Below are 24299 nucleotides of genomic sequence, written 5' to 3' on the forward strand. Positions count from 1 at the left end.
TCCCTGTCGTCCGGGGGCGCCCGCCTCAGTCGGCGCCCTCCGTCCTCGACATCCCGCGCTCGACCGCCTCGATCAGCGCTGGCCGCAGGTCCACCGCTGGGATGATACGGCTGACCGACCCCACCTCCTGCGCACGCTCGACGCTGTGCACCTCGTCGAACTCCGCGGCGACGTCCCCGAGCATCTGCCCGTGCACCTGCTCGGTGAGGTGCGACAGCTCGGCCCGCAAGCGAGCCCGCTCGGACCCCTCCGCCGCGGCGATCCGCTCCTGCATCTCGACGATGCGCGGGTCGGCCTGCACGCGCTTGCGCACCTCGCCGGCGAACACGACCGCGGCTGCGGGCGCGCCGCCGAGTACGGAGGCGTGCGAGCCCTCCACCGCCAGCGTCTCCAGCATCGGGTTCAGCTTCTGCGAGAACACCACGAAGGCGCCGCCGTGGTAGCGGGAGACCACGCAGAACACGATCGGGCCGTCGAAGTTCACCACCGCACGCCCGATCTCGGCACCGAACTCCAGCTGCGTGCGGCGCATCGACTCCGGTGAGCCGTCGAACCCGGAGAGGTTGGCCAGCACCACCAGCGGCCGGTTGCCGCTGGCCGCGTTGACCGCGCGGGCCGTCTTCTTCGACGACATCGGGAACAGCGTGCCGCTGGTCCACTGCTCCGGACCGTCGGCGGGCAGCGCCCCGGTGCGCGGGATCGCGTGCGCCTCGATACCGATGAGGCACACCGGGATCCCGCCGAGGTGCGCGTCCCACACGACCACCGTGTCGGCGTCGGCCATCTCCCGCCAGCGCTCGAGCGGGGCGTGGTCGGAGTCGATCACGGCCCGCATCACGCTGCGGATCTCGAACGGCGCCTTGCGGCCGGGGTTCGCCTCGTCCGACAGCACGTCCCCCACCGTCCGCAGCGGGGAGCCGGGCAGCGTGTGCTCGCGGCTGCGGATGTCCCGGTCGACCGGGTCGGACGTCTCAGCGCGCCGGGGGAACCGCTCGCCGGGCGCCACGTACGCGTGGTCGTAGTGCGCCAGCAGCACGCCGATGGCCGCGGTCAGGTCCGGCGCCCAGTACTGCGCCTGCCCGTTGGGGCCCATCACCCGCTCGTAGCCGCCGATGCCGTGGTTGTCCTCGGCCGACACCGAGCCGGAGAAGTCCAGCGCCTGCTTGCCGGTCAGCACCATGGCGCTGTCCGGCGTCATGACCAGGATTCCCTTGGTGTGCATGAGCATCGTGGCCTCGGCGTTCCAGTACGGCTGCGCGCCGACGTTGATGCCGGTGACCACGACGTTGACTTCGTAGCCGTCCTGAGTGAACTCGATGATGCGCCGCAGCACGTCGGCGATCCAGTCCATGTTCTCCGTGCCGCTGTCCATGGCGATCCGGGCGCCGGCGGAGATCGCGTACCACTCCAGCGGGACGCCCATCTCCTCGGCCAGGTCGAGCGCGGCCAGGATGCGCCGGCACTCGGCTTCCGCCAGCGAGCCCAGGGCTCGGGTCGGGTCGCCGAGCAGCGCCACCCGCGACATCCCCTCGGGGTAGCGGGACGTGGTGTTGGTGACGACCCCGGCGATGATGCCCGCGGTGTTGCGGCCCGGAGGGCGATCGACCGGGACCAGCCGCTCCCCCGACTCGTCCAGGTCGTACTCCACGAAGCCGCCACCCAGGACCTCGGGCCGCCCCCCCGCGCGCGGCGACACGACCATGGTGAGCAGCTCGTACGGATACACGGCCCCGCGGCGGCGGCTCTGCACCACCTTGCGGGTGTACTCGTCCAGCGGCACCAGCGGGTGGCTGGGGGGCTCCCGCTCCTCCAGCACGAAGCCGCCGCCCGCGGGTGCGCTCAGCCGCAGGGCGCGCGGTCGGAGCGCCCCGGTGTCCGGGTCACGGCGCTGGTACTGGACCAGCACCTCCTCCAGGCCCAGCCCGATGCTCGCCCGGACCATCCGCCGGGCCAGCCGCTCCAGGTCCTCCAGCGGCAGGTCCACCGGCGGCCACACGTACAGCAGCACCCGGTTCCACAGCGGCCGCTTCATCGGCGGGGTCGACGCCTGCGCGCGGCGCAGGCCCTCGAACGCCTCCGTCACGGCCCGGTCCAGCTGCGGCAGCCCCGCCACCCGGCCGGCCGCGTCCAGGGTCGGGGTGAGGTCGCGCACCTCCGCGACGGCGAACAGCCGCTCGTCCTTCGGGTTGTCCCGGGCCACCCCGCGGAAGAGGTAGACGTCCTCGGGCGAGGGCAGCCGCTCCAGGTCGAACTCGGCCAGCCGCCACAGGCTCAGCCGCTCGGCCATCATCGGGTGCAGCCCGCGCAGGAACCGGTCCTCCAGCAGGGCGCCGTCGTCGGACGGCCGGAACGTGAGGTGGTCCACGGCGCTGATGCCGTGGCTGTCGCCGCGGCCCCCGAGGGCGACGACGACATGCTCGACCCCGCGGCCCACCAGCGGCGCCAGCGTCGCCGGCAGCAGCCGCGACAGGTCGTCCAGGTCCGGGTGGTCGGCGTCGGTCCACAGGTACAGGTCCACCTGGTAGCGACCCGACGGCGGCTGCTGCGCCATCCGCCCCTGCACCGCGCGGACCACGTCGGTGACCTGGGCCAGCGGGCCGGATGCGCTGAGCACGCGCACCGCCCCCTCAGGCTCGTCCACCTCGGCGTCGAGCACCTCGACCCCGTCGACGGCCTCGGCGCGCACCGCCTCCAGGTCGTGGCCGCGGTGGTAGCGCCGGGTCATGACCTCCAGCGCGGCCGCCCGCTCCTCCGGCGGGACACTCCGCATCCGGCGCAGCAGCAGCGGGGCGAGCGGCTGGGGGCAGGCGACCAGGGACTGCACCAGCTCCTCGCGCTGGGGCCCGTCCGGCTCGTCCACCAGGGCGGCCAGCGCCGCCTCCGCGTCGGCGAGGGTGCGGCGTCGCGACTCGGCCAGCACCGGCTCGTCCACCAGTCGGAAGCGGACCTCCCGGGCCAGGTCGGCCACGACGGGGTTGCTGCGCGAGGTCGCCGACACCAGCCGGTCCAGGGTGGCCCGGGCTGCCCCAGCCGCCTCGTCGCCCAGCTCGGACGTGCGCCCCAGCCAGCGCTGCAGGATGCCCACCACGGCAGCCGTCTGCGCGGAGGTGCGCTGCTGGGACTGGTAGATCCAGTACAGCGCCTCGTCCAGGCGCGGCCCCGGGGTCAGGTCGGCGATCCCGTAGTGCGACAGGGCCCGTCGCAGGTTGGCCACGAAGCGCTGCGGCAGGCCGCGCGTGCCCGCCTCGGGCGCGCGCAGGAACGCGTACAGGTGCTCCTGCGGGCTGCGCACCATGACGTCGGCCTCGTCCGGCTCGCGCTGGCTGCGGAACAGCGCGCGCAGGTCCGCGTACGCCGTGAGCAGGTGCAGCTCCCCCTCGAGCACGTGCGAGTCGTCGACGGCGCGCTCCGCGCACAGTTGGGCCAGCGTCTCGGTGGCCCGGCCGCCGCCGGAGGCGTCCACGTCGTAGCCGAGCACGAGCAGCCGCAGCACCTCCAGTGACCGGTCGCACCGCTGCAGCGGGGTCTGCTCGGCCGCTGCGGCCCCGATCTCGACCGGGGCGGACACCGGGACGGCGTCGACGTCGCGGTACGGCGGATCGATCCGCACGACCGGGGTGCCCGCGTCGACCTGCACGTTGAGCCCGACCAGCAGCTCGCGCACGCGGCCGGCGACCGGGGTGCGGATCGCGGTCTCCATCTTCATGCTCTCGACGACCGCCACCGGGTCGTTGACGGCGACCTCCTGTCCCGGGCGCACCGGGAGGTCGACGATCACGCCGGGGACGCGGGTGGCGACCACGCCGTAGTCGTCGCGGGTGAGCCGGTGGGGGACGCCGTCCACCTCGACCAGGTGCTCGCCGCCCTGGACGGCGGACACCACCCGGTAGCGCCGGCCGCCGATGGTGACGCGGGACTGGTACGGCGCCCCGCGCTCGACCACCAGGTCCACGTCGGCGTCGCCCGCGGTGATGCGGTAGGCGTCCGGTCCGGTGCGGTCCACGTGCAGCGAGACGGCGATCCCCTGGTGCACCAGTTCCAGGTCGTGGCCCACGTCGCGACGGGCGCTGGGCCGTCCCCGACGAGCCGCGGCGTGGAACCGGGTGAGCTCCAGGGCCAGGTCCTCGTCGTATGCGTCGACGGCCGCGACCAGCAGCGCGATGTCGCCGTACCGGTGGCCGACCAGGGAGTCCGCCTCCACCAGGCTCGACAGCCAGGCCAGGTCCGTCGTGTCGTCCCTGACCTCCGGCCGGTCCAGCAGCTCCAGCAGGAAGCCCTTGGACGTGATGCCGCCGGCGACCACCACCGGGAGCTGGGCCAGCGCGCGGTGCAGCCGGGCGCGGGCCTCCTCCCGGGTGGCGCCCCAGGCGGCGACCTCAGCGACGGTCGGGTCGAGGTCGGGGATGACCGTGTCGCCCTCGGTGATGCCGGTGTCGATCCGCAGCCCCGGGCCGGTCGGCGGCCGCAGCAGCAGGACCTGCCCCGGCGCCGGCTCGAAGCCGTGCCAGGGGTCCTCGGCGACGAGCCGTACGGCGATCGCGTGCCCGCGCTCGGTCGGCGGCTCCCCGTCCAGCGCGAGGCCCTCGGCGATCCGCAGCTGCAGCTTGGCCAGGTCCAGCGGCGAGCACAGCTCGGTGACCGGGTGACCGAGCGGCAGTCCCGCGCTGACGTGGACCAGGCCGGCGTCCCCGGTCGCCGGCCGCACGTGGTAGCTCACGGTCCCCGCACCCACCCAGCCGACGGCCAGCAGGAGGCAGACCGCGTCGCGGCGCAGCCGCCGCGCGAGGTCCTCGTCCAGCCAGGAGACCGGGGTCTCGGTGAGCAGCTTCTCGGTGCGCCGCTGGACGGTCCCGTCGTGCGTGCCGACCGCCCAGGCGCCCCCGCGCCCGTCGGCCATGACCACGACGTCGACCTGACGCAGCCCCTCCGGACCGCCGTCCAGCTCGCCGGCGGGCACGATGTCCAGGACCTCGCACAGGGACGCGAGCTCGGCCGGGTCGGCCAGCCGGCGCAGCGCGGTGGCGGGCGGGCCGAGCACCCGGATGCCGAGCCGCTCGCACAGCTCGGCCACCTCGGGCTGGCGCGCCAGCGGACCCCAGCCCACCCACACGGCGTCGGGCGCGGCCCGACGCAGGGCGACCTCGAGCCGGCCGAGGTCGTGGTATGCCGCCACCCGGCGCCCGCTGGCCGGGTCGAGAACGGTCCCCGGACCGACGCTGACCGCCTCGTCCGCCTCGCGCACCCACAGCGAGTCCCGCTCGTCGTCGGTGTGCAGGACGATCGTGGTCAGCGGGGTGCCGCGCTCGGTGCCGTGCTCCCGCGCGGCGTTGACCAGCCGCATCGCGGCCACCCCGCGGTTGACGATCGCCAGCCGCCTCAGCGGACCCGGGTCGGCGGTTCCCGGCTGCGGGGCCCCCGGCTCGGGGACGGCCGCGCCCTCGGGCGAGCGCTCGGTCACGAGTCCTCCTCCTCCGACCCGGACTCGTCGGACCCGGACTCGTCGGACCCGGACTCCTCGGACCCGGACTCCTCCGCCGCGGGTCCCTCCGCCCCGGCATCGACGACCGCCGCCGCCAGCGGGGCGAGCAGGTCCGCGCCGGGACCGCCGGGCAGGGCCACGGTGCGGTAGCCGAGCAGCCGCACCAGCACCTCCCCGTCACCCCCGACCACGACCGCGTCGACGGAACCGTCCTCCTGCCCGGCGGCAACGGCGCGGACCGGCAGCTCGGTCTCGACCGCGGGGAACACCTCCATCCGCTCCACGTGCAGCGGCAGCGCCATCACCCCGTCCAGCCCCAGCTCGCGGACCCCCGCGGTCTGGAAGCACAGCTCGGCCAGCCGAGGTGCGGTCGTCAGCGGCGCGTCGACCGGGTCGCGGTCGGCCGGCAGCGGGTCGGTGAGCTCCCCGACCACGCGGCCACCGTCGGCCCACACCCCGGACAGCACCTGGTAGGCGGGGCCGTGGAAGTAGATCCGGTAGACGTCCTCGGCCGAGGCAACAGCGGCGCCGTCAGCCGGGTCGGCCGGAGCCTCCGCCGTCTCCGGCGTCCGCGGCTCTGCGGCCAGCAGCACGCGCCCGGTGAAGTGCGTGGTCACCTGCTCGGGCTGGCCGGGCAGCGTGCGCCGCCCGACGAGCGCGCAGTCGGCCACCAGGCCGTCGCCGTCGTCGGCCGGGCGCAGCAACGCGTGCACCTCCAGCACCCTCGGCTCGTCCCGGTAGAACTTCACCGGGGCCAGGAAGTCCACGTCCTCCACGGCCACCACGTGCAGGTCGGGTGCGAGCACCCGGGCCGCTTCGGCGAACGACTCCATCCCCATGACACCGGGCAGTACGGGGGTCCCGTCGATCCGGTGGTCGTCCAGGAAGCCCTGGGCGGTCGGGTCGAGCTCGACGGCGACGGTCAGGCCCCGCGTGGTGGCGGCGACGGGGCGACCGGCCACCGGGCCGGCCGGGTCGGTCCGCTCGACGTCGGCGGCCGCGGCCTGCGGGTCGAGGCCGCCGGCCTCGGCCCGGTCGCCCACCAGGATCCCCAGCCGGCCGGCGACGACGACCTCGCCGCCCCCGGTACGGGCCTGAGACTCGTGCCGCACCACCGGGATGCCGATCGACGGAGGCAGCATGTCGATGCCGGCGAACTCCATCATCTTCGGGATCGAGCCGCGGCTGGCCATGCCGATCTCGGCCCACGCGGTCCAGTCGAGCGCCACGCCGCGGGTCGGCGACCCGACGTTGCGCAGCCGCGACATCGCCTTGCACAGCAGGTCATTCGCCGCGCTGTAGTCGGTCTGACCACCGTTGCCGAACCGGCCCGCGATGGACGAGAACACCACCGCGGTCCCGACCGGGACCTCCGCCAGGGCGGACCGCAGGTGGAACCAGCCGTCCACCTTCACGTCGAAGACGAGGTCGAACTCGCGCTGGGCCTTGTCCGGCAGGAACCGGCTGATCTCCAGCCCGGCCGCGTGGACGAGCAGGTCGACCCGACCGCCCGCCGCGACGTCGGCGAGGGCCTCGGCCACGGCCTCGCCGTCGGTGAGGTCGACGGCGTGCCAGTACGCCTCCCCGCCGGCCGCGCGGACGGCCGCCATGGCCTCCCACGCGGCCCGGGACCGCTCGATCCGCGCCAGCTCGCGCTCGACCAGGGCGGGCGTCGCCCGCTCGCCGCGGTCGGCGATGCGCTGCGCCATCGTGAGCTTCAGCGCGTCCCGGTCGGCTGCGAACGCCGCCAGGTCCGGGTCGTCCGCGTCCGGCTCGGGGGTCAGGTCCAGCAGGTGGAACGTTCCGCCATTCGCCGCCAGGTCGGCCACGATCGCCGACACGATGCTGCCCGCGGCCCCGGTGACGACCACGACCGAGTCGGGTCCGAGCGCCCGCTCCTCGGCCGGCTCGTCCACGTCGCGCTCGACCAGCCCGATCGTCCAACGGCGGCCATCGGCATAGCCGACCTCGACGACACCGGGGTCGCGCTCGGCCTCGGCCAGAAGCCGGGTCGCCACGGTCAGCGGGTCGTCCCCGGCGGCCGCGTCCACGACCTTCACCACGGCGTCGCCGCGCTCACGGCCGAAGGCCTTGGTGAACCCGGACACCGCGCCGCCCAGGACGTCCTCGGCTCCGGCATCGTCATACCCGAACCGGCCACCGAGCCGGGTCGCGGTCACCAGCGCGCGGTCGGGCGCTTCGAAGGCCTCGTACGCCGCCCGGGCCGCCGACGCCAACCCCTTGACGCGCAGCGAGATCGCCGCGGCGCGCTGCTCGGCGTCCAGGGTGTCGGCGTCCACCGGGTCGAGCGCCGGCAGCCAGAACAGCGCCGTCAGGGGCTGCGCCCCGTGCGCCTCGGCCAGCTGGTCCGCGACCGCCTCCGGGTCCGCGTCCCGGTCCAGGACGACCACGTCGGCACCCCGCTCGGCGAGCAGGTCGGCCAGCGCGGACGACACGGCGCCCTCGTCCGGCATGACGGCAACGCGGGTGCCCGCGCCGATCTGCACGGCGGTCGGGGCGAACCAGTCCAGCGGAGGCCGGACCACGGGAACCGGGATGCGACGGGGGAAGCCCTCGGCCAGCTCGGGTCCGGCCGCTGCGGCCGGTGCGGCCGCAGCCTCGCCGGCGGGCTCGGCTGCGGTCTGCGGTGCCCGGTCGCGGATGAACCCGATGACGTGGTTCAGCGTCGGGTAGTCCCGCAGCTTCAGCGAGTCGTCGCGCGGGATGTCGTACGCCGACCGCACCGTCGCGAACAGCTCGGCCTGCTTCACCGTGTCGATCCCGAGGTCGGCCTCGAGGTCCAGGTCGAGCGCGAGCAGCTCACGCGGGTAGCCGGTCTGCTCCGACACCAGCGCCAGCACGGCGTCCTCCAGCGGGTCTCCCGCGGCGGCCACCGGCTCCGGGGCCGGGGGCGGGGTGGGTGCGGCGGGTGCCGGTGCCGCCGGGGCGGCGGGGGTCGACACCGGCGCGGGGGCGGTCGCGGGGGCCGCCGGCGCGGCCGGCCGGGCCGCAGGGCCGCGGTCGACGATGCGCAGCTTCCGCTGCGCGACCTCCAGGTCCGCGCCCGCATGCCCGGCGGACTCGGCCAGCCAGGCCTGCCAGCGGGCCGGGTCGACGATGCGGTAGCCGTACCCGAGCTGGTCGGGGGCGCGGTGCGCGCCGTCGGGTACCGGGGTCCAGCGCAGCAGCGCCATGCTGATCTGCGAGCCGAAGCCGGCCGCCAGCCGCAGCGCGTAGCGGACCGGGTAGGCACCGCCCGCCGAGATGTTGAGGCGACCGAGCTCGGGGTCGACCTCGCGGTAGTTGGGCACCGGGGGCACCAGGCCGGTCTCCAGCGACTTCACGGCGACGACGTCCTCGATCCCGACGCCCATCGGGTGACCGGTGTAGCCCTTGGTGTTGGCGATGACGATCCGGTCGGCGTCCGCACCGAAGACCCTGCGCAGCGCGAAGATCTCCGCCGACGCGCTGCCGCCGCGGGCCGGGGTGTAGGTCTCGTGGGAGACGAAGACCGTCTCCGGGGCGAGCTGGCCGCGCGGCACGCCGCGGGCCTCGGCCTGGCGGACGACGTCCTCCATCACGTCGCCGATGTGGTCGACGTCGAGGCGGGTGCCGTGGAAGGCGCTGTTGGCCGTGACGGTCCCGAGGACCTCGCAGATCGGCTGGATGCCGCGCTCGCGCGCCGCCTCCGCGCTCTCCACCACGAGCGCCGCGGCGCCCATGCCGAGGATCATCCCGTGCCGGCGCCGGTCGAACGGCAGAGCGGCCTGGGTGACGTCCTCGTCGGTGGCGGCAGCGCCGGAGGCGAGGAACCCGGCGCCGATCCAGCCGAGCAGGTCGTCACCGGTCGCGTCGTCGGACGCGACGACGACCACGCGGGTGCACCGGCCGGCGCGGATCCAGTCCTCGGCCAGCGCGATGGCCTGGGTGGTGCTGGCGCAGGCGGCGTTGATCTGGGTGTTGGGACCGCGGGCACCGATCAGATCCGCCAGCTGCGAGTGGCCCATGGACAGCACGCGGAACAGGAACCGACGGTCGAAGGTGTACGGGTGCTCGGCGAGCGCGTGCTCGAGGGCGTGGATGCGGTGGTCGAGCTCGGCCAGCGCGGGGCTGGCGGGGTCGGCGGCCGCGACGCGGGTGCGCACGTCCGTGAGTGCCGCCAGCTCGCTGCGCTTGCGGCGGTCCTCCTCGTACGCGGTGAGCTCGGCGGCGAACTCGTCGACGCCGGGGAACGCGGAGGCGAAGATGACGCCGGTCCGGTCGCGCAGCGCCTCGGGCAGGCTCCACCGGTCCGGCAGCTGCGAGCCGGTGGACGTGGTCTTGTAGCGCTGCACCAGCGGGATGCCCGCGTCTCGCAGCGCGTCGATGCCGGCACCGATGGCCAGCCGGGTGGACATCCCGTACGCCTTCACCCGCTCGGGGTCCAGCCCGAACTCGGCGGCCAGGTCGAACTCCCCCGGTCGGGCGGCGAGCTTGATGACGTCGGCGACGGAGTCGATCGTCTCGAAGCGGCCGCCGCCGTCGGACTTCACCAGCCGGGTGATGTGCTTGTCCAGGATCTCCTGGCGCAGCCGCGACGGGATCACGTCGATGAGCTGCTGGCCCTCGAGCAGCCGCTCGAGGTTGTCGTCGTCGAAGACCTTCTCGGTCCCGGGCAGGCCCAGCGCCGCACCGGTGATGACGACCGGCTCGGTGGACGCGGGCGTCCCCCCGCCGGCCAGCATCGAGCGGCTGCGCTCGAGGAAGTCGGCGAACAGGTGGCCGAGCTCGAGGTAGGTGCGGTCGGAGACCGGCCCGGCGGGGGCGCTCGCTGCGGGCGTCGGCACCGCGGCGGCCACGGCGGCGGGCGAGTGCACGGGCGCAGGGGCCGCGACCGCCGCGGGTGCCGGGGCGGGCACGGCGGGGGCGGGGACCGGGGCCGGCTCGGCGATCCCGGTGCCCACGCCAGAGGCGTACAACCCGGCCAGCGCCTGGTTGAACGCCGCGTCGTCGGTCACCTTCGGGTGGTTGGTGAACAGGGTGAGCACGTCGTCGTCGCCGAGCACGTCGGCGGCCATGCCCTGCAACGCGCGCTTCGGTCCGACCTCGACGAAGACCCGGGCACCGGCGTCGTAGAGGGACGTCAGGCCGTCGATGAACTGCACGGGCGACGCCACCTGGCGCGCCAGAAGGTCCAGCATCTCCTCCTCGACGCCCGGCCCGCTCGGGTAGAAGCGGCCGGTCACGTTGGACACGATCGGCAGGGAGGGGGGCTGCACACCGAGCCGCTGCAGCTGGGCCCGCAGGGGCACGCTGGCGGCCGACACGATCTCGGTGTGGAAGGCGTGGCTGACGTTGAGCCGGAAGGTCTGGAACCCCTGCGCCTCGCACTGGGCCGCCGCTGCCAGCACGGCCTCGGTGGCCCCGCCGATGACCGACTGGCTGTAGCAGTTCACGTTCGCGACGACGACGTAGCCCTCGGCCGCGTCGACGATGCGCTGCACCTGGTCCAGCGGGGCGAACACCGCCACCATGGCCCCGTTGTCCTCGGTCTTGATGTGCGCCATCTCGGCGCCGCGCGCAGAGACCGCCTCCAGGGACGAGGAGAAGGTGAGCGCTCCGGCGGCGACCAGCGCGCCGTACTCGCCCAGGCTGTGGCCCATCACCAGGTCCGGCTTCACCCCGTACGCCTCGAGCAGGCGGGTCAGCGCCAGGTCGGTGGCGAGCACGGCGGGCTGGGTGATCTCGGTGTTGCGCAGCGACGCCTCGGCCTGTGCGACCGCCGCCTCGTCGTCCTTCGGCACGAAGATGTACTCGGTCAGCGGCTTGCCGAGCAGCGGCGTCATGACCGCGTCGGCCTCGGCGAACGTCTCCGCCACCAGTGGCTCCTCGTCGCGCAGCCCGGCCAGCATGTTGGCGTACTGCGAGCCCTGGCCGGTGTAGAGGAACGCGACCTTCGGCGCGGGACCGCTGCCTCGGAAGATCCCGCGGGCCCGCAGCGCCTTCCACATCGCGGGGTTGTCGCCCTTGTCCAGCGCGGCGAGCGCCTTGGCGGCCTTGTCCGCCAGCTCGGCGGCATCGGCGTAGTCGATGGCGATCCGCTGCGGTGCCCGCAGGTCCGATTCGAACGGGGCGCGGGCGGCCGGTGCTGTGCCGGCGGCCGCCTCGGCGGCGACGGGGCGAAGCCGCTCCGCGAGCGCGGGCGCGCTGTCGGCGCCGAGGACCAGGACCCCGCGCAGCGGGGCCTTCGCACTGGCCGCCGGCGCGGCGGACCCGGTGCCGAGGTCGGCGCCAGTGGCCAGCACGCGCCGCCGGGACGTGTCGATGCGGCCGGGCACGTACTCCTCGAGGACGGCGTGGAAGTTGGTGCCCCCGAAGCCGAATGCGCTCACACCCGCGGTCCGGACCCGGCCCGCGGCCGGCGTCCAGTCGCGCAGCTCGGTGTTCACGCGGAACGGCGAGGTGGACCAGTCGAGGTTCGGGTTGGGGTCGACGAAGTTGAGGCTCGGCGGCAGCACCTTGTGGTGCAGCGAGAGCGTGGCCTTGAGCAGCCCGGCGGCGCCGGCGGCGGCCTTGAGGTGCCCGATGTTGGACTTCACCGAGCCGAGGGCCACGCTGCCGGGGGCCAGGTCCGCGCCGCCGAACACCTCGGTCGCACTGGTGACCTCGACGACGTCGCCGACCCGGGTGGAGGTGCCGTGCGCCTCGAGCAGGCCGAGGTCCTTCGGGTTCAGGCCGGACTGCTTCCAGGCCCGCTCGACGGCGAGCTTCTGGCCCACAGGGTTGGGTGCGGTGATCCCCTTGCCGCGGCCGTCGCTGGCGCCCCCGATGCCGCGCAGGACCGCGTAGATGCGGTCGCCGTCGCGCTCGGCGTCAGCCAGCCGCTTGAGCAGGAACAGCGCGGCGCCCTCACCCATAACGAAGCCGTCGGCACCGGCGTCGAACGGCCGAGTCCCGGTCGCCGAGAGCGCGCCGATCTTGCAGAACTTCACGAACGAGGACGCGCCCATGTTGCGGTCGATGCCGCCGGTGACGGCGGCGTCGAACTCGCCGGTCATCAGGCCCTCGATCGCGGCGTCGAAGGCGGCCATCGCGGACGCGCACGCGGCGTCGGTGATGAAGTTCGGGCCGTGCAGGTCGAACAGGTTGGCGATCCGCCCGGCGAGCACGTTGCCGAGCTCGCCCGGCATGGTGTCCTCGGTGATCTCCGGGTAGTCGGCCCACATCGTCTCGCGCAGCCCGTCCGCGATCGCCCCGCGGACGTCGGCCGGCAGGCCGGCGAAGGCGGGTGCCTTGCCCAGCTGGCGGGCGATCTCCGGATAGGTGATGCGCAGGTTCGTCGCGTAGTGCTTCTCCCCCGCCATCGCATTGCCGAGGATGACGGCGGTCCGCTCGCCGTCCACCGGCTTGCCGTAGTCCGCGAACACCGCGCGGGTCAGCGCGACGGCCCACCGCTGGCCCTCGTCCATCGCGTCGGCGACCTTGGGCGGGATGGGCAGCTTCCAGCCCAGCGGGTTCCACTCGTAGTCGCGGACCCAGCCGCCGATCTTCGAGTACGTCTTGTCCGGCGCCTTGGGGTCCGGGTCGTAGTACAGCTCGGGGTCCCAACGGCCCGGCGGCACGTCGGCGATGCTGTAGCGGCCCGAGGTGACGTTGGACCAGAACGCCTGCGCGTCCGGGGCGTCGGGCAGGATCGCCGAGACGGCGACGATCGCGATGGCGGGGGACGGGGCGTCGTACTCGGCGTGCACGTCGGCTCTCCGGCGGGTCGTGGCGGGCGTTGCGATGTCGGGGGTTCCGGTCCTGCGGAACGGGCGGCCGGTCAGCCGCGCTGGTAGAGGGCGTCGGCGACCGCGTCCATGTCCGCGATCAGGCCCTGCTGCGCGCCGAGGACGTCCGGCATGCGCACGGCCGCGAGCAGCGCCGCGGGGTCGGCGGCATCGTCGGCCGCGAGCACCAGGCGGGAACCGTCGGCGGCGGCGCGGTGCGCGGCGTCGCGGGCGAAGATGCGGGCAACGGCGGCCTGCCCGGCCGGGTCGAACCGGCGGTCGGACTTCTCCGGCAGCTGCCCGTCCAGGCCGCGGGCGGCCCGGCGGCACAGCGCCGCGGAGCCCTCGACCCACGCCACCAGCTCGCCCAGCCGCAGCAGCACGTGCTGGTTGCGGGTGAGCCGCCCGGCGCGGCAGGCCTCCATGACCTCCGCCAGTGCGTGGTGGGCGAGCGCGGCGGTGCCCGCGCCGACCTCGGGCCGGCGGGCCGCGAGCTGCTCGAGCTCACGCGCCTGCGCGTGGTAGTGGTCGCCGCGGGTCTTCAGGTGCTGCTGCCACCGGTCGCGGGAGATCGTCATCTCCATGATCTCCGAGGTGCCCTCGTAGATCGTGGTGATGCGCACGTCCCGCTTGATCTTCTCGACCATGTACTCGTGCGTGTAGCCGTACCCGCCCAGCGCCTGGATGCTGGCGTCGGCGGCCGCGTTGCCGGCCTCGGTGGCGAGGTACTTCGCGATCGCGCCCTCGGTGTTGAGGCTGTCGTCGCTGGCGTCGAGCCGCTCGGCGGTCTCCTCGATGTACGCGCGTCCGGCCTCAAGCCGAACCGCGTTGGGGACGATCAGCTTGTGCGTGTATCCCTGCTTCTCCGACAGCGGCGCGCCGCCCTGGATGCGTTCGGTGGAGTACGCGATCGCCCGGTCCAGCGCGGCCCAGCCGGCACCGAGGCCGAAGGCCGCGACCATCAGCCGGGTGTAGCCGAAGACCAGTTGCGCCTGGACCAGGCCCTGGCCCTCCACCCCGCCGACGAGGGCGTCGGGGGTGACCTTGACGTCGTCGAGGAACAGCGCGGCGGTGTTGGACAGCCGGATGCCGTGCTTGTGCTCGTGCTCGCCGGGAGCGAAGCCCTCGGCGTCGCGCTCGACCACGAACCAGGTCGGGCCGGCGGGGGTGTTCGCCAGGATCGTGTACAGCTGGGCGACGCCGCCGTTGCTGATCCACTGCTTGCGTCCGGTGATCGAGTAGCCGACGACCGCGCCGTCCTCCTCGATCGGCACGGCGACGGTCTTGAGGGCGCCGAGGTCGCTGCCGGCCTCCGGCTCGGTGGCGCCGTACGCCATCATCAGGCCCTCCTCGGCGATGGCGCCGAGCCAGCGGGCCTTCTGCTCCTCGGTCGCCCCGACGACGATCGGGTCGCTGCCGAGGAAGGTCGCCAGCACCGACGTGGCGACGCCGAGGTCGATGGACGCCATCTGCTCGCAGACGCGGTAGACGTCGAAGGCGTTGCCGCCCATGCCGCCGTACTGCTCCTCGATGAACAGCAGCTGGATGCCCAGCTCGTCGCTGCACATCCGGTTGACGATCTCGGCCGGGTACTCGTCCCGGTCGTCGAGCTCGATCAGGGTGGCGTCCGGGAGCTCCTTCGCGGCGAAGTCCGCGATCGCCTCCAGGATCATGCCGAGCGTGTCGCGGTCCAGGCCGTTCTTCATCGAGCGGGTCCCCCTCGTGGGTCCGGTCAGGTCGGACCCCAGCGAACCGGGTGCTCGGGGGAGGTTGAACCGCCAACAGTCGCGACTCGGGTGGGCCGGAAGGCCGTTACCGGCCGGTAAAGCCCCCGGGGGTATCCGGGGCGGCGCCAAGAAGCGACTGTGGTGCCGGTTGCGTGAGCGGTGGCACACCCCACCGGCACCACAGGGTCCGCGGATGCGGCGGGGGCGCGGTCAGCGCCTCGACGTGGTCAGCAGGGGTAGGCGCGGTAGAAGCGCTGGAACGGCTGCACGATCCAGTTCTGGATCTGCCACGAGGACCAGCCGAAGGACCGGTAGAGGTGCGCCTTCGGGCGCCCGTCGCCGTCCAGGCCCCACAGCACCCAGGTGCGGCCGCCCTTGGACAGCTTGTAGGCGATCTTCGCGCTGTAGTCCTTGGTGAGGATCTTGCGGGTGTTCCACCACGTCTGCCCGCCGAAGGTGGGGCGGTTGAGCTGGAAGATCCCGTAGTCGCGGCCGTTGAACAGCCGGTTGCCGGGGCCGATGCTGCGGCCGCGGGACTCCCGCATGGAGATGGCCCACGCTTCGCGCAGGTCCTCACCGCGGAAGCCGGCCTTGTGCAGCACCTGGGCCAGCTCGTTGCGGCACGGCTTCGCGGGCTTCGGCTTCGCGGGCTTCGGCTTGGCCGGCTTGGCCGGCTTGGCCGGCTTGGCCGGCGCCGTCGCGGCGGGAGGAGCCGGGACGGCAGGGGTGGCCGGCGTCGCGGGCGTCGCCGGGGTGGCCGGGTCGGCCGGGACCGCGGGGTCCGCGCCGGGAACGGCAGAGGCGCCGCCGGTCTCGTCGGCGGCGGCCCGGCCGAGGCCGGCGCCGAGGGCGATCGGGAGCAGGGTGGCCACCAGGGCCAGGACCACGACCGCGAGGGTCGAGCGGAGGACGGTACGAGTCACGCATCAGCCTTCGTCTGCCCGCGGGTGGAGCGGGACTACCCCGGACGGGCGTGGGGGGAACGGGCACCGCGTGGCGGCACCCCGCACGTCCAGGGCTGGTGGGGCGGCGGCCGACCGGACCTCCGGTCGACCGCGGGATACCCGGTGGGGTACCCCTCGCAGGCCGGTCGCACACGGCGGTGTGCCGTGACCTCGGCCACGCCCCGGGACCCCCAGGCCACCGTGGCGGGCGCGACCGACATGCGGACGGCCCCCGCGCACGGGGGCCGACGCGCTCCAGGCTAGGCACGCCGGGCCGCTCCCACCCACGCCCGACCGGGTGGTCGTGACCGATCCCACTCCCCATACCATCTCCAAACGGGATGAAACGGACGCGCACGGACCGACGACCGACATCGCCGGCGGCCGCGCGCAGAACGGCGCGCCGGAACGCCGCGCGCCCTAGCCTCGGGCGCGTGACCAGGTTCTTCGTGCGCACGTACGCGTTCCCGGACGAGGTCGAGGCGGCGGCCACACGGGCGGAGGCGGACGGCTGGGACGGACTGCTGTTCCAGGACAGCCAGAACCTCACCCCCGACATCACCGTGGCGATGACCCTGGCGCTGCGGGCCACCGAGCACCTGGTCGTCGGGACGGCGGTCACCAACCTGGTGACCCGGCACCCTGCGGTGGTGGCCTCGACGTTCGCCACCCTGCAGCACCTGTCCGGCGGACGCGCGATGCTCGGCGTGGCCCGCGGCGACACCGCGCTGCTGCTGCTCGGCGAGCACCCGCCCGGCACCGAGCGCTTCGGCCAGCTGCTGGACGAGGTACGGACCTACCTCGCCGGCGGCACGGTGCACTTCGACGACCGGGAGAGCCGCATCGTGTGGCTGCCCGACGAGGGCGTGCCGGCGGTCCCGGTGAACGTCTTCGCCTCCGGTCCGCGCAACCTGGCCCTCGCCGCAACCCACGGCGACCGGGTCACCGTGGCCGTCGGCGCCGAGCCGGACCAGGTCCGCTGGGCGGTGGAGCAGGTCCGGGCCGCCGACCCGCACGTCCCCGTCGGCGCACTCGTGGTGGCCGGAGTCGGCGACGACCTGCCGGCGCTGCGCGAGTACGTACGGGGCAACGCCAGCATCTCCACCCACTTCCGGCGCGACGCGACCGCGGTGCTCAGCGAGGCCGACCGTTCCGTCGTCTCGGAGGTGACGCGGGACTACGACGTCTACCGGCACGCGACGGGCAGCTCGGCCCAGGCCACCGACCTGCCGGCGGACTACCTGGACCGCTTCTGCGTCGTCGGTCCGCCGGAGACCTGCGCGGCCCGGCTGCGCGAACTGGTCGCCCTCGGCCTGGACCACCTGGTCGTCGTCGGCGGCGGCCGCGACGCGGACCCGGCCGTGCGGCACCGCTCCGACGAGCTGTTCGCGCTGGAGGTCCTGCCCGCGGTCCGCGCGGCCGTCAGCGAGGGGACCGGTCCCGCGACCTAGGCGCGGATGCGCTCGTTGCGGGGGTCGTAGAGGGGGCGCAGCGAGGCGCGGGCGGGCCAGGTCCGCCCGGCGATGTCCACCGACCACTCCCCGGCGTCGATCCAGGCCTGGTCCAGCGCGGCGTCGCCCGCGTCCACCATCGCCAGCCCGACAGCGCCGCCGAGGGTGAACCCGTACGACGCCGCCCGCACGTATCCCACCGGCACGCCGTCGCGCAGCACCGGCTCGGCGTGGAACATCAGCGGTTCCGGGTCAGTCACGAGCACCTGCAGAAGACGCTGGGACAGCGGCCCGGACTCCTTCTGCGCCAATGCCTTCTCCCGCCCAATGAATCCACCGGGCTTGTCCCACGCGACCGCGAAGCCGAGCCCGGCCTCGAGCACCGTGTCGGTGTTGTCGATGTCGTGACCGTAGTCGCGGTAGCCCTTCTCCATCCGCAGGCTGGACAGCGCCTTCAGCCCCGCGTGCGCGAGTCCGTGGGACTCCCCCGCAGCGACCAGCCGGTCGTAGACGTGCACGGCCTGCTCCACGGGGACGTACAGCTCGTAGCCGAGCTCGCCGAGGTAGGTGATCCGCACGCACAGCGCGCGGCCGTACTCGATGTCGATCTCGCGCGCGGACCGGAACGGGAACGCCTCGTTCGACAGGTCCGCGGACGTAATCGACTGCAGCAGTTCGCGAGACCGCGGGCCCTGCACGTTGATCTGCGCGTACGCACCCGTCATGTCGGCGACGAACGCGTGCGCGTCGAGATCGGAGATGTGTCGCCGCAGCCGGGTCTCGACGTGCCGGTGCGCGGTGTCGGAGGCCACCACCCAGAACCGGTCGTCAGCAAGCTTGGTGACGGTCAGGTCGGCCTCGAGCGTGCCGCCGTCGTTGAGCCACTGGGTGTAGGTGATCACGCCCGGCTCGCCGTCGATCCGGTTGGCGGACAACCGTTCCAGCACCCGGCCGGCGTCGCGCCCCTCGACCAGGAACTTCGACATGAACGACATGTCCATCAGCGCCACGCCCTCGCGGACCGCGCGGTGCTCGGCCTCCCACGACGACCACCACGCGGGCCGTCCCCAGGTCAGCGGCCCCGGGTCGGGCTCGGACCCCGGCGCGGCGTACCAGTCCGCCGACTCCCACCCGCTGACGTCGCGGATGTACGCGCCCCGCGCCGCCAGCCGGTCGTAGAGAGGCGTGCGCTTGGCGCCGCGCGCGGTGTGCAGCGACCGGTTCGGGTAGTGGCACTGGTAGACCATGCCGAGCGACTCGACGGTGCGGGTCCGGCGGTACTCCGGGTTGGCCTGGTAGGCGTGCAGCCGGTCGATGTCGAACCCGGTGACGTCGATGCCGGGGTCGCCGTCGACGATCCAGTGCGCGATCGCCCGGCCCAGCCCGCCGCCGGTGAGGATGCCGATGGAGTTCAGGCCCGCGGCGACGAAGTAGTTGCGCACCTCCGGCGCCTCGCCCACGACAGGCTGCAGGTCCGGGGTGAACGACTCCGGGCCGCAGAAGAACGTGCGGATCCCGACGTCGAAGGACACCGGCACCCGGCTCATCGCCTTCTCCAGGTAGGGGCCCATCCGGTCCCAGTCCGGCGGGATGGTGCCGAACGAGAAGTCCGCCGGGATCCCCTCGACCTGCCACGGGGCGCAGACCGGCTCGAACAGGCCGACCATCAGGCCGCCGATCTCCTCACGGAAGTAGCCGTACGACCCCGGATCCTCCAGCACCGGGAACGAGGAGTCGATGCCCTCGAACGCGTCGGTGATCAGGTAGTAGTGCTCGGCCGCCTGCAGCGGGATCGTCACGCCGGAGCGTTCCCCCAGCTGGCGCGCCCACATGCCGGCGCAGTTGACGACGTACTCGCACTCGATGTCGCCGTACGGCGTCCGCACGCCGGCGACCGCGCCGTCGCGGACCAGCACCTCCTCGACCGCGACGCCCTCGGCGACCGTCACGCCCTGCATCCGGGCGCCCTTCGCCAGCGACATCGTGACGTCGACCGGATTGGCCCGGCCGTCCTCCGCCACGTAGAACCCGGCCAGCAGGTCGTCGGTGCGGGCCAGCGGGAACAGGTCGCCGACCTCCCGCGGGGAGATCTCGTGCACGTCGATGCCCATGAGCCGGTTGAAGGCGGACACCCGGCGGTACTCCTCCAGTCGGCCGTCGTCCGCCGCCACCTCGATGAACCCGACGGGCTTGAAGCCGGTGGACAGCCCGGTCTCGGCCTCGAGCCGCTGGTACAGGTCACGGGTGTAGAGGCGCAGCTCGGTGGAGGTGTGCGACGTGGAGCCGAACGTCACCATCAGCCCGGCCGCGTGCCAGGTCGTGCCGGACGTCAGCCGGTCCCGCTCGAGCAGCACGACGTCGTCCCAGCCGAGGTGACCGAGGTGGTACGCGACCGACGTCCCGATGACGCCACCGCCGATGACGACCACCCGGGCGCGCTGCGGCAGCCGGTTCGGTGGCGCGGGCGGAACGTCCGACGAGAGCGGGTGGGCGAGAGGCGCGGACGGGCTCGGGTCGGTCACCGGTGCCGCCTTCGGGTCGCTGGTGGGCGCCCGCCAGCCGGGCGTGGGGCACAGTCTGGCTCACCGGTGCACGGCAGTACGGTCGGGAGGGAGGGCGACCGCTCGGGCGCCCCGGGACGACGGGACGGGTCACGTGGGCGACTACCGCTGCTTCGACGTCGAGGTGTCCGACAAGGTCGCGCACGTGCGGCTCAGCCGGCCGGACGAGCTCAACACGATGGTCCCCGAGTTCTGGCGCGACCTGCCGGTCATCGCGCAGCGCCTGTCCGACGACGGCGGCGTCCGCGCGATGGTGCTGTCCTCGACCGGCCGGCACTTCTGCGCCGGCATGGACCTGTCGGTGTTCGCCGGCATGCAGATCGAGGGCGAGCCGGGGCGGGTGAACGCGGTGCGCCAGCAACTCGTCCGGCTGCTGCAGGACTCGTTCACGGCGTTGGAGCGCGCGCGGATGCCGGTGCTCGCGGCGATCCAGGGCGGCTGCATCGGCGGCGCCGTGGACATGGTGACCGCCTGCGACATGCGGTACGCCACCGAGGACGCGTTCTTCGTGGTGCAGGAGACCAACATCGGGATGACCGCCGACGTCGGGACGCTGCAGCGGCTGCCGAAGCTGATCCCTGACGGCGTCGCGCGCGAGCTGGTCTACACCGGCCGCCGGATGCCGGCGGACCGAGCCCGCGAGGTGGGACTGGTCAACGAGGTCTACCCCGACCAGGAGGCCATGCTCGCCGGGGTGATGGAGGTGGCCCGCGAGATCGCCGCGCAGAGCCCGCTGGCGGTCTGGGGTGCGAAGGAGGCTCTGGTCTACGCGCGCGACCACGCGGTCGGCGACGCGCTGCACCAGATCGCGACCTGGCAGACCGGGGCGTTCCAGCCCGCCGACCTGATGGAGGCGTTCGCGGCAAAGGCCGAGAAGCGGGACCCGTCGTACGACGACCTGCCGCCGTCGCCACGCTCGTTGTAGCCGCCAACGCTCGTGGGAGTCGTGCTGCCACGGCGGTACGGCCGCTCCTGGGCTCAGGTCGGGAGCAGCCGGTCGATCCTCGCCGCCAGCGCAGGCTCCGGCTGGGCGCCGACGACCCGTTCCACGGTCTGCCCGTCTCGGATCATGACCAGCGTCGGGATGCTGCGGGCGTCGTAGCGCGCCGCCGTCCCGGGGTTGTCGTCCACGTTGACCTTGACGACCTTCACCCGTCCCGCGTACCGCGCCGCCAACCGCTCCAGCACCGGGGCCACCATGCGGCACGGCCCGCACCACGGCGCCCACAGGTCGAGGAGCACCAGCTGTGAGGTGTCGAGGACGGCGGCCAGGTCGCCGTCGGTGGCATCGGCGATCCAGGGCATCGGCTGCTTGCACGACGCGCACTGCGGCCGGCCCTTGGCCGCGGCGGGGACCCGGTTCTTCGCCCCGCAGGCGGGGCACGCGGTGACTCGGCTGCTCATGGTCCACAGATAGCGCAGTCGGCGGGCTGACGCATCCGCCTGTCAGGTCCTCGCCCGGCCCCTACCGTGGTCGGGACGGCGACGAGGGACGCCGCCGAACAAGCCACTGCCGAACCGATCGCACCAGGGGGCCACCGTGTCCGTCCGCCGCACCACCGCCGTCATCCTCACCGCCGCCGCACTCGGCGTCGCCGGGGTCGTCCTGCCCACCGCGGGATCGGCCGCGCCCGCGCCAGGGGCCGCGGCCCCGGCCGGAGACGTCGCCGCCACGTCAACCAAGACCGTCGTCATCGACTGCTTCGGCAAGGGCGTGGTCAAGCCCAAGCAGATCAGCCTGGCCTGCGCGACCGGCCAACTCATGTTCTACAAGCTGACGTGGTCGTCATGGGGACTCAACTCCGCGACCGGCACGGGGATGCTGTCCTGGAACACCTGCCTCCCCGAGGCCTGCTTCGACGGAATCACGCTGAAGTACAAGGTCAAGGTCAAGCTGGACCGCATTGCCACCGGCCCGACCAGCAGTGGTCAGTTCATCACCGCGTTCACCCGGCTCACCGCCACCTTCGTGCCGAAGGGCGACGGACCTGCCGGCGCCGACACCTCGACCTTCACCCTCGACAACCGGCCCGCCTGACCCCCGGCCCGTCGCCGTCCGAACGGCGCCGACCCCTCCGGCCGGCCGGGCGCCCCGCGCGCCCGGCCGGATAGGGTCCGACGCGTGTCCAAGCAGCAGTTCGCCCTGATCGCGGGCGTCGAGATCACGCAGGGCCAGGTCGGGTCGCTCGACCACGGCGACATCGACGGCCGGCACCTGTGGGGCGACCCGGTGGCCGCCGCCCAGCGGTGGGCCGGCGAGGGTGCCCAGTGGGTGCACGTCGCCGACCTCGACGCGGCAGCGGGCACGGGATCCAATGCCGACGTCGTGTCACGTACGGTGCACGCCGTCCGCGGCCGGGTCCGGGTCGAGGTGGCGGGCGGCATTCGCGACCAGGCGTCGCTGGACCGGGCCTTCCACCTCGGGGCGGACCGCGTCGTGCTGGACCCCGCGGCGCTCGCCGACCAGGACTGGGTGGCCTCCGTCATCCACGCCCACCCGGGGCGGATCGCGGCCGGCATCACCGCGCACCACGAGGGCGGGCTGGTGGCCCCCGGGTCCGAGGTGGACGGGCTGTCGGTGGACGAGGTGGTCCAGCGGCTGCGCGCGGCGCACTGCCCCGCGTACGTCGTGACCGACGTCGACGCGAAGGGCCTGCGCAAGTCCCGCGACCGGCACGTGCTGATGGCGGTCTGCCGCGACGCGCCCGGCGCCGAGGTCATCGCCTTCGGCGGCATCACCCGGCTGGACGACCTGCACGCGCTCGCGGACCTCGCGCCGCACGGCGTCGCCGGCGCCGTCGTGGACCGGGCCCTCTACACCGACGCCTTCACCTTCGCCGAGGCCATCGCCGCGATCGAGCCGCGCTTCGACATGTTCTTCTGGGGCCCACCCCAGCCCTGACGCTCCACACGGTCCCGCCACACCACGTGTGGTGCCGGTTGCGTCAGCCACAGCTGACGCAACCGGCACCACAACAAGGAGGGTCGGATGCTGCCCCCGCTCATCAAGCAGGTCCGGGTTCCGCTGCCGCCGGACACCGCGTTCGCGCTCTTCACCGACGGCATCGACGGCTGGTGGCCCCTCGAGGTGCACGGCGTGTTCCACGCCGACTCGGCACTGGTCGCCTACGACGGGTACGCGGGCGGCACCATCACCGAGACCGCCACGGACGGCCGGACCGCGTCCTGGGCGGACATCGTGGCGTGGGAGCCCCCCTCGCGGATCGTCCTCGCCTGGCACCCCTGGACGGATCCGCAGGTCGCCACCACCGTGCAGGTGACGTTCACCCCCGACGACGGGGGCACCGAGGTGGTGCTCACCCACGACGGGTGGGAGGTCCTGGGCGCGGAGGCGGAGCAACGCTTCGCCCTCTACGACGCCGGGTGGGACGTGGTGTTCGGGCGGCACTTCGCGCAGGCCGCCGGCGGCTGATCCGCCAGCAGGATGCGCGCCGCCCCCGGCGGGTGGCAGGCTGGCACCGAGCCCCAAGGAGGCCGGCATGAGTGAGGCCAAGAAGACTGACGCTGCGGACGACGACGACCTCAAGCGCAAGTACCGCGAGGCGTTGGAGCGCAAGCAGGCCGCGGCATCGAAGGGATCCCGGCACGAGGACGGCGACTCCGCCGTTGGCCACGCGCACGGTGCGGAGGCGCACCAGAAGACCTTCCGCCGCCGGGCTGGCGGGTGACCCCACCCGGCTGGACCGCCCCCGACGTCGACCGGCCGGGAGTGCCCCCGACCGCGGGCGAGCGGGAGATGCTCCAGGCGATGCTGGACTTCCACCGCGCCACGCTGCTGCACAAGTGCAGCGGCCTGGGTCGCGACGACCTGGTGCGCCGCACCGTCGAGCCGTCGCGACTCAGCCTGCTGGGGCTGGTCCGGCACCTGGCCGACGTGGAGCGCTGGTGGTTCCGGCGCCAGCTGGCCGGGGAGCCGATCGACGGGCGGTTCGGCCCGGACCACGACCTCGACGCCGACATCGAGGGCGTCGACGACGCCGACCCCGAGGCCGACATCGCCGCGTTCTGGGAGGAGGTCGCCGCGGCCGACGCGACCGCGGCGCGCTTCGACCTCGACGACACGTTCCACAACCGGCGCCGGGACACCGATCTGAGCCTGCGCTGGGTCTACGTGCACATGGTCGAGGAGTACGCCCGCCACAACGGGCACGCCGACCTGCTGCGGGAGCGGATCGACGGGGCGACCGGCGTCTGACCCGGTACCCACCCGGCGACGCGACGGCGAGGGCCCGGATCCCCCGTTCGGACCACGGACCCTGGCCGGAAGTCCCCATCCGGCGCTCTCGTCTGTACTCAGCGTCGTCACTCGCCTACCGTGAGTCGCTCAAGGTCCGTGCGCGTGCAGACCCGGACGGGGGTGCGCCGGAC

General features: G+C 73.8%; 13 protein-coding genes. 7 read left to right on the forward strand and 6 right to left on the reverse strand.

All coding sequences use genetic code 11. The features are described from left to right. Nucleotides 1–25: 25 nt before the first annotated feature. The 4 genes from R2737_01760 to R2737_01775 form a co-directional block, all read right to left on the reverse strand. Nucleotides 26–5458, reverse strand: a complete 5433-nt coding sequence (locus tag R2737_01760) for a carboxyl transferase domain-containing protein (GenBank protein ID MEZ5114968.1) — start codon at nt 5456–5458, stop codon at nt 26–28. Next, nucleotides 5455–13209 (reverse strand): SDR family NAD(P)-dependent oxidoreductase, encoded by a 7755-nt coding sequence (locus R2737_01765; GenBank protein ID MEZ5114969.1) that lies wholly within the window; start codon nt 13207–13209, stop codon nt 5455–5457. Before R2737_01765 ends, R2737_01760 begins: the two co-directional genes overlap by 4 nt. A 71-nt stretch (nt 13210–13280) precedes the next feature. Beyond that, nucleotides 13281–14933 (reverse strand): acyl-CoA dehydrogenase family protein, encoded by a 1653-nt coding sequence (locus tag R2737_01770; GenBank protein MEZ5114970.1) that lies wholly within the window; start codon nt 14931–14933, stop codon nt 13281–13283. Between the two features lie 248 nt (nt 14934–15181). Then, entirely contained in the window at nt 15182–15877 is a 696-nt protein-coding gene (locus tag R2737_01775) for a hypothetical protein (GenBank protein MEZ5114971.1), read from the reverse strand. Nucleotides 15878–16332: 455 nt separating this feature from the next. Here R2737_01775 and R2737_01780 point away from each other — a divergent pair, with 455 nt between their 5' ends. Then, a complete protein-coding gene (locus R2737_01780) occupies nt 16333–17349 on the forward strand; it encodes an LLM class flavin-dependent oxidoreductase (GenBank protein MEZ5114972.1) in 1017 nt (338 codons plus the stop codon). On the opposite strand, the gene R2737_01785 is transcribed toward R2737_01780, so the two are convergent. Next, entirely contained in the window at nt 17346–19871 is a 2526-nt protein-coding gene (locus R2737_01785) for an FAD-dependent oxidoreductase (protein MEZ5114973.1), read from the reverse strand. The two genes, R2737_01780 and R2737_01785, sit on opposite strands and share 4 nt — an antisense overlap. Before the next feature lie 133 nt (nt 19872–20004). On the opposite strand from R2737_01785, the gene R2737_01790 reads away from it, so the two are divergent. Further along, nucleotides 20005–20835, forward strand: coding sequence for a crotonase/enoyl-CoA hydratase family protein (locus R2737_01790; GenBank protein ID MEZ5114974.1), 831 nt, complete (start codon nt 20005–20007; stop codon nt 20833–20835). Nucleotides 20836–20888: 53 nt separating this feature from the next. Here R2737_01790 and trxA read toward each other — a convergent pair whose 3' ends face one another. After that, on the reverse strand, nt 20889–21314 hold the full coding sequence (gene trxA, locus R2737_01795; GenBank protein ID MEZ5114975.1) for a thioredoxin: 426 nt from the start codon (nt 21312–21314) through the stop codon (nt 20889–20891). Between the two features lie 136 nt (nt 21315–21450). Here trxA and R2737_01800 point away from each other — a divergent pair, with 136 nt between their 5' ends. From R2737_01800 to R2737_01820, 5 genes are all read left to right on the forward strand, one after another. Then, complete coding sequence (locus R2737_01800) at nt 21451–21948, forward strand: hypothetical protein (protein MEZ5114976.1); 498 nt, start codon at nt 21451–21453, stop codon at nt 21946–21948. Between the two features lie 84 nt (nt 21949–22032). Continuing rightward, the gene (locus tag R2737_01805) at nt 22033–22812 is read left to right on the forward strand and encodes a HisA/HisF-related TIM barrel protein (protein ID MEZ5114977.1); all 780 of its coding nucleotides are present in this window, start codon (nt 22033–22035) and stop codon (nt 22810–22812) included. Nucleotides 22813–22899: 87 nt separating this feature from the next. Continuing rightward, nucleotides 22900–23343 carry an SRPBCC domain-containing protein gene (locus tag R2737_01810; GenBank protein MEZ5114978.1) on the forward strand — a complete coding sequence of 148 codons (444 nt, stop codon included), beginning with the start codon at nt 22900–22902 and terminating at the stop codon, nt 23341–23343. Between the two features lie 67 nt (nt 23344–23410). Continuing rightward, complete coding sequence (locus R2737_01815; protein MEZ5114979.1) at nt 23411–23599, forward strand: DUF5302 domain-containing protein; 189 nt, start codon at nt 23411–23413, stop codon at nt 23597–23599. Next, a complete protein-coding gene (locus tag R2737_01820) occupies nt 23596–24126 on the forward strand; it encodes a DinB family protein (protein MEZ5114980.1) in 531 nt (176 codons plus the stop codon). The genes R2737_01815 and R2737_01820 overlap by 4 nt, the downstream gene beginning before the upstream one ends. The last annotated feature ends 173 nt before the right edge of the window (nt 24127–24299 follow it).

Source organism: Candidatus Nanopelagicales bacterium (assembly GCA_041393815.1).
Classification (GTDB): Bacteria; Actinomycetota; Actinomycetes; order S36-B12; family JAWKJK01; genus JAWKJK01.

What these genes read in the sequence shown, in the direction of transcription:
- R2737_01770 (MEZ5114970.1), bottom strand. Translation starts at nt 14,933, where the DNA reads ATGAAGAACGGCCTGGACCGCGACACGCTCGGCATGATCCTGGAGGCG.
- trxA (MEZ5114975.1), bottom strand. Translation starts at nt 21,314, where the DNA reads ATGAGCAGCCGAGTCACCGCGTGCCCCGCCTGCGGGGCGAAGAACCGG.
- R2737_01810 (MEZ5114978.1), top strand. Translation starts at nt 22,900, where the DNA reads ATGCTGCCCCCGCTCATCAAGCAGGTCCGGGTTCCGCTGCCGCCGGAC.
- R2737_01815 (MEZ5114979.1), top strand. Translation starts at nt 23,411, where the DNA reads ATGAGTGAGGCCAAGAAGACTGACGCTGCGGACGACGACGACCTCAAG.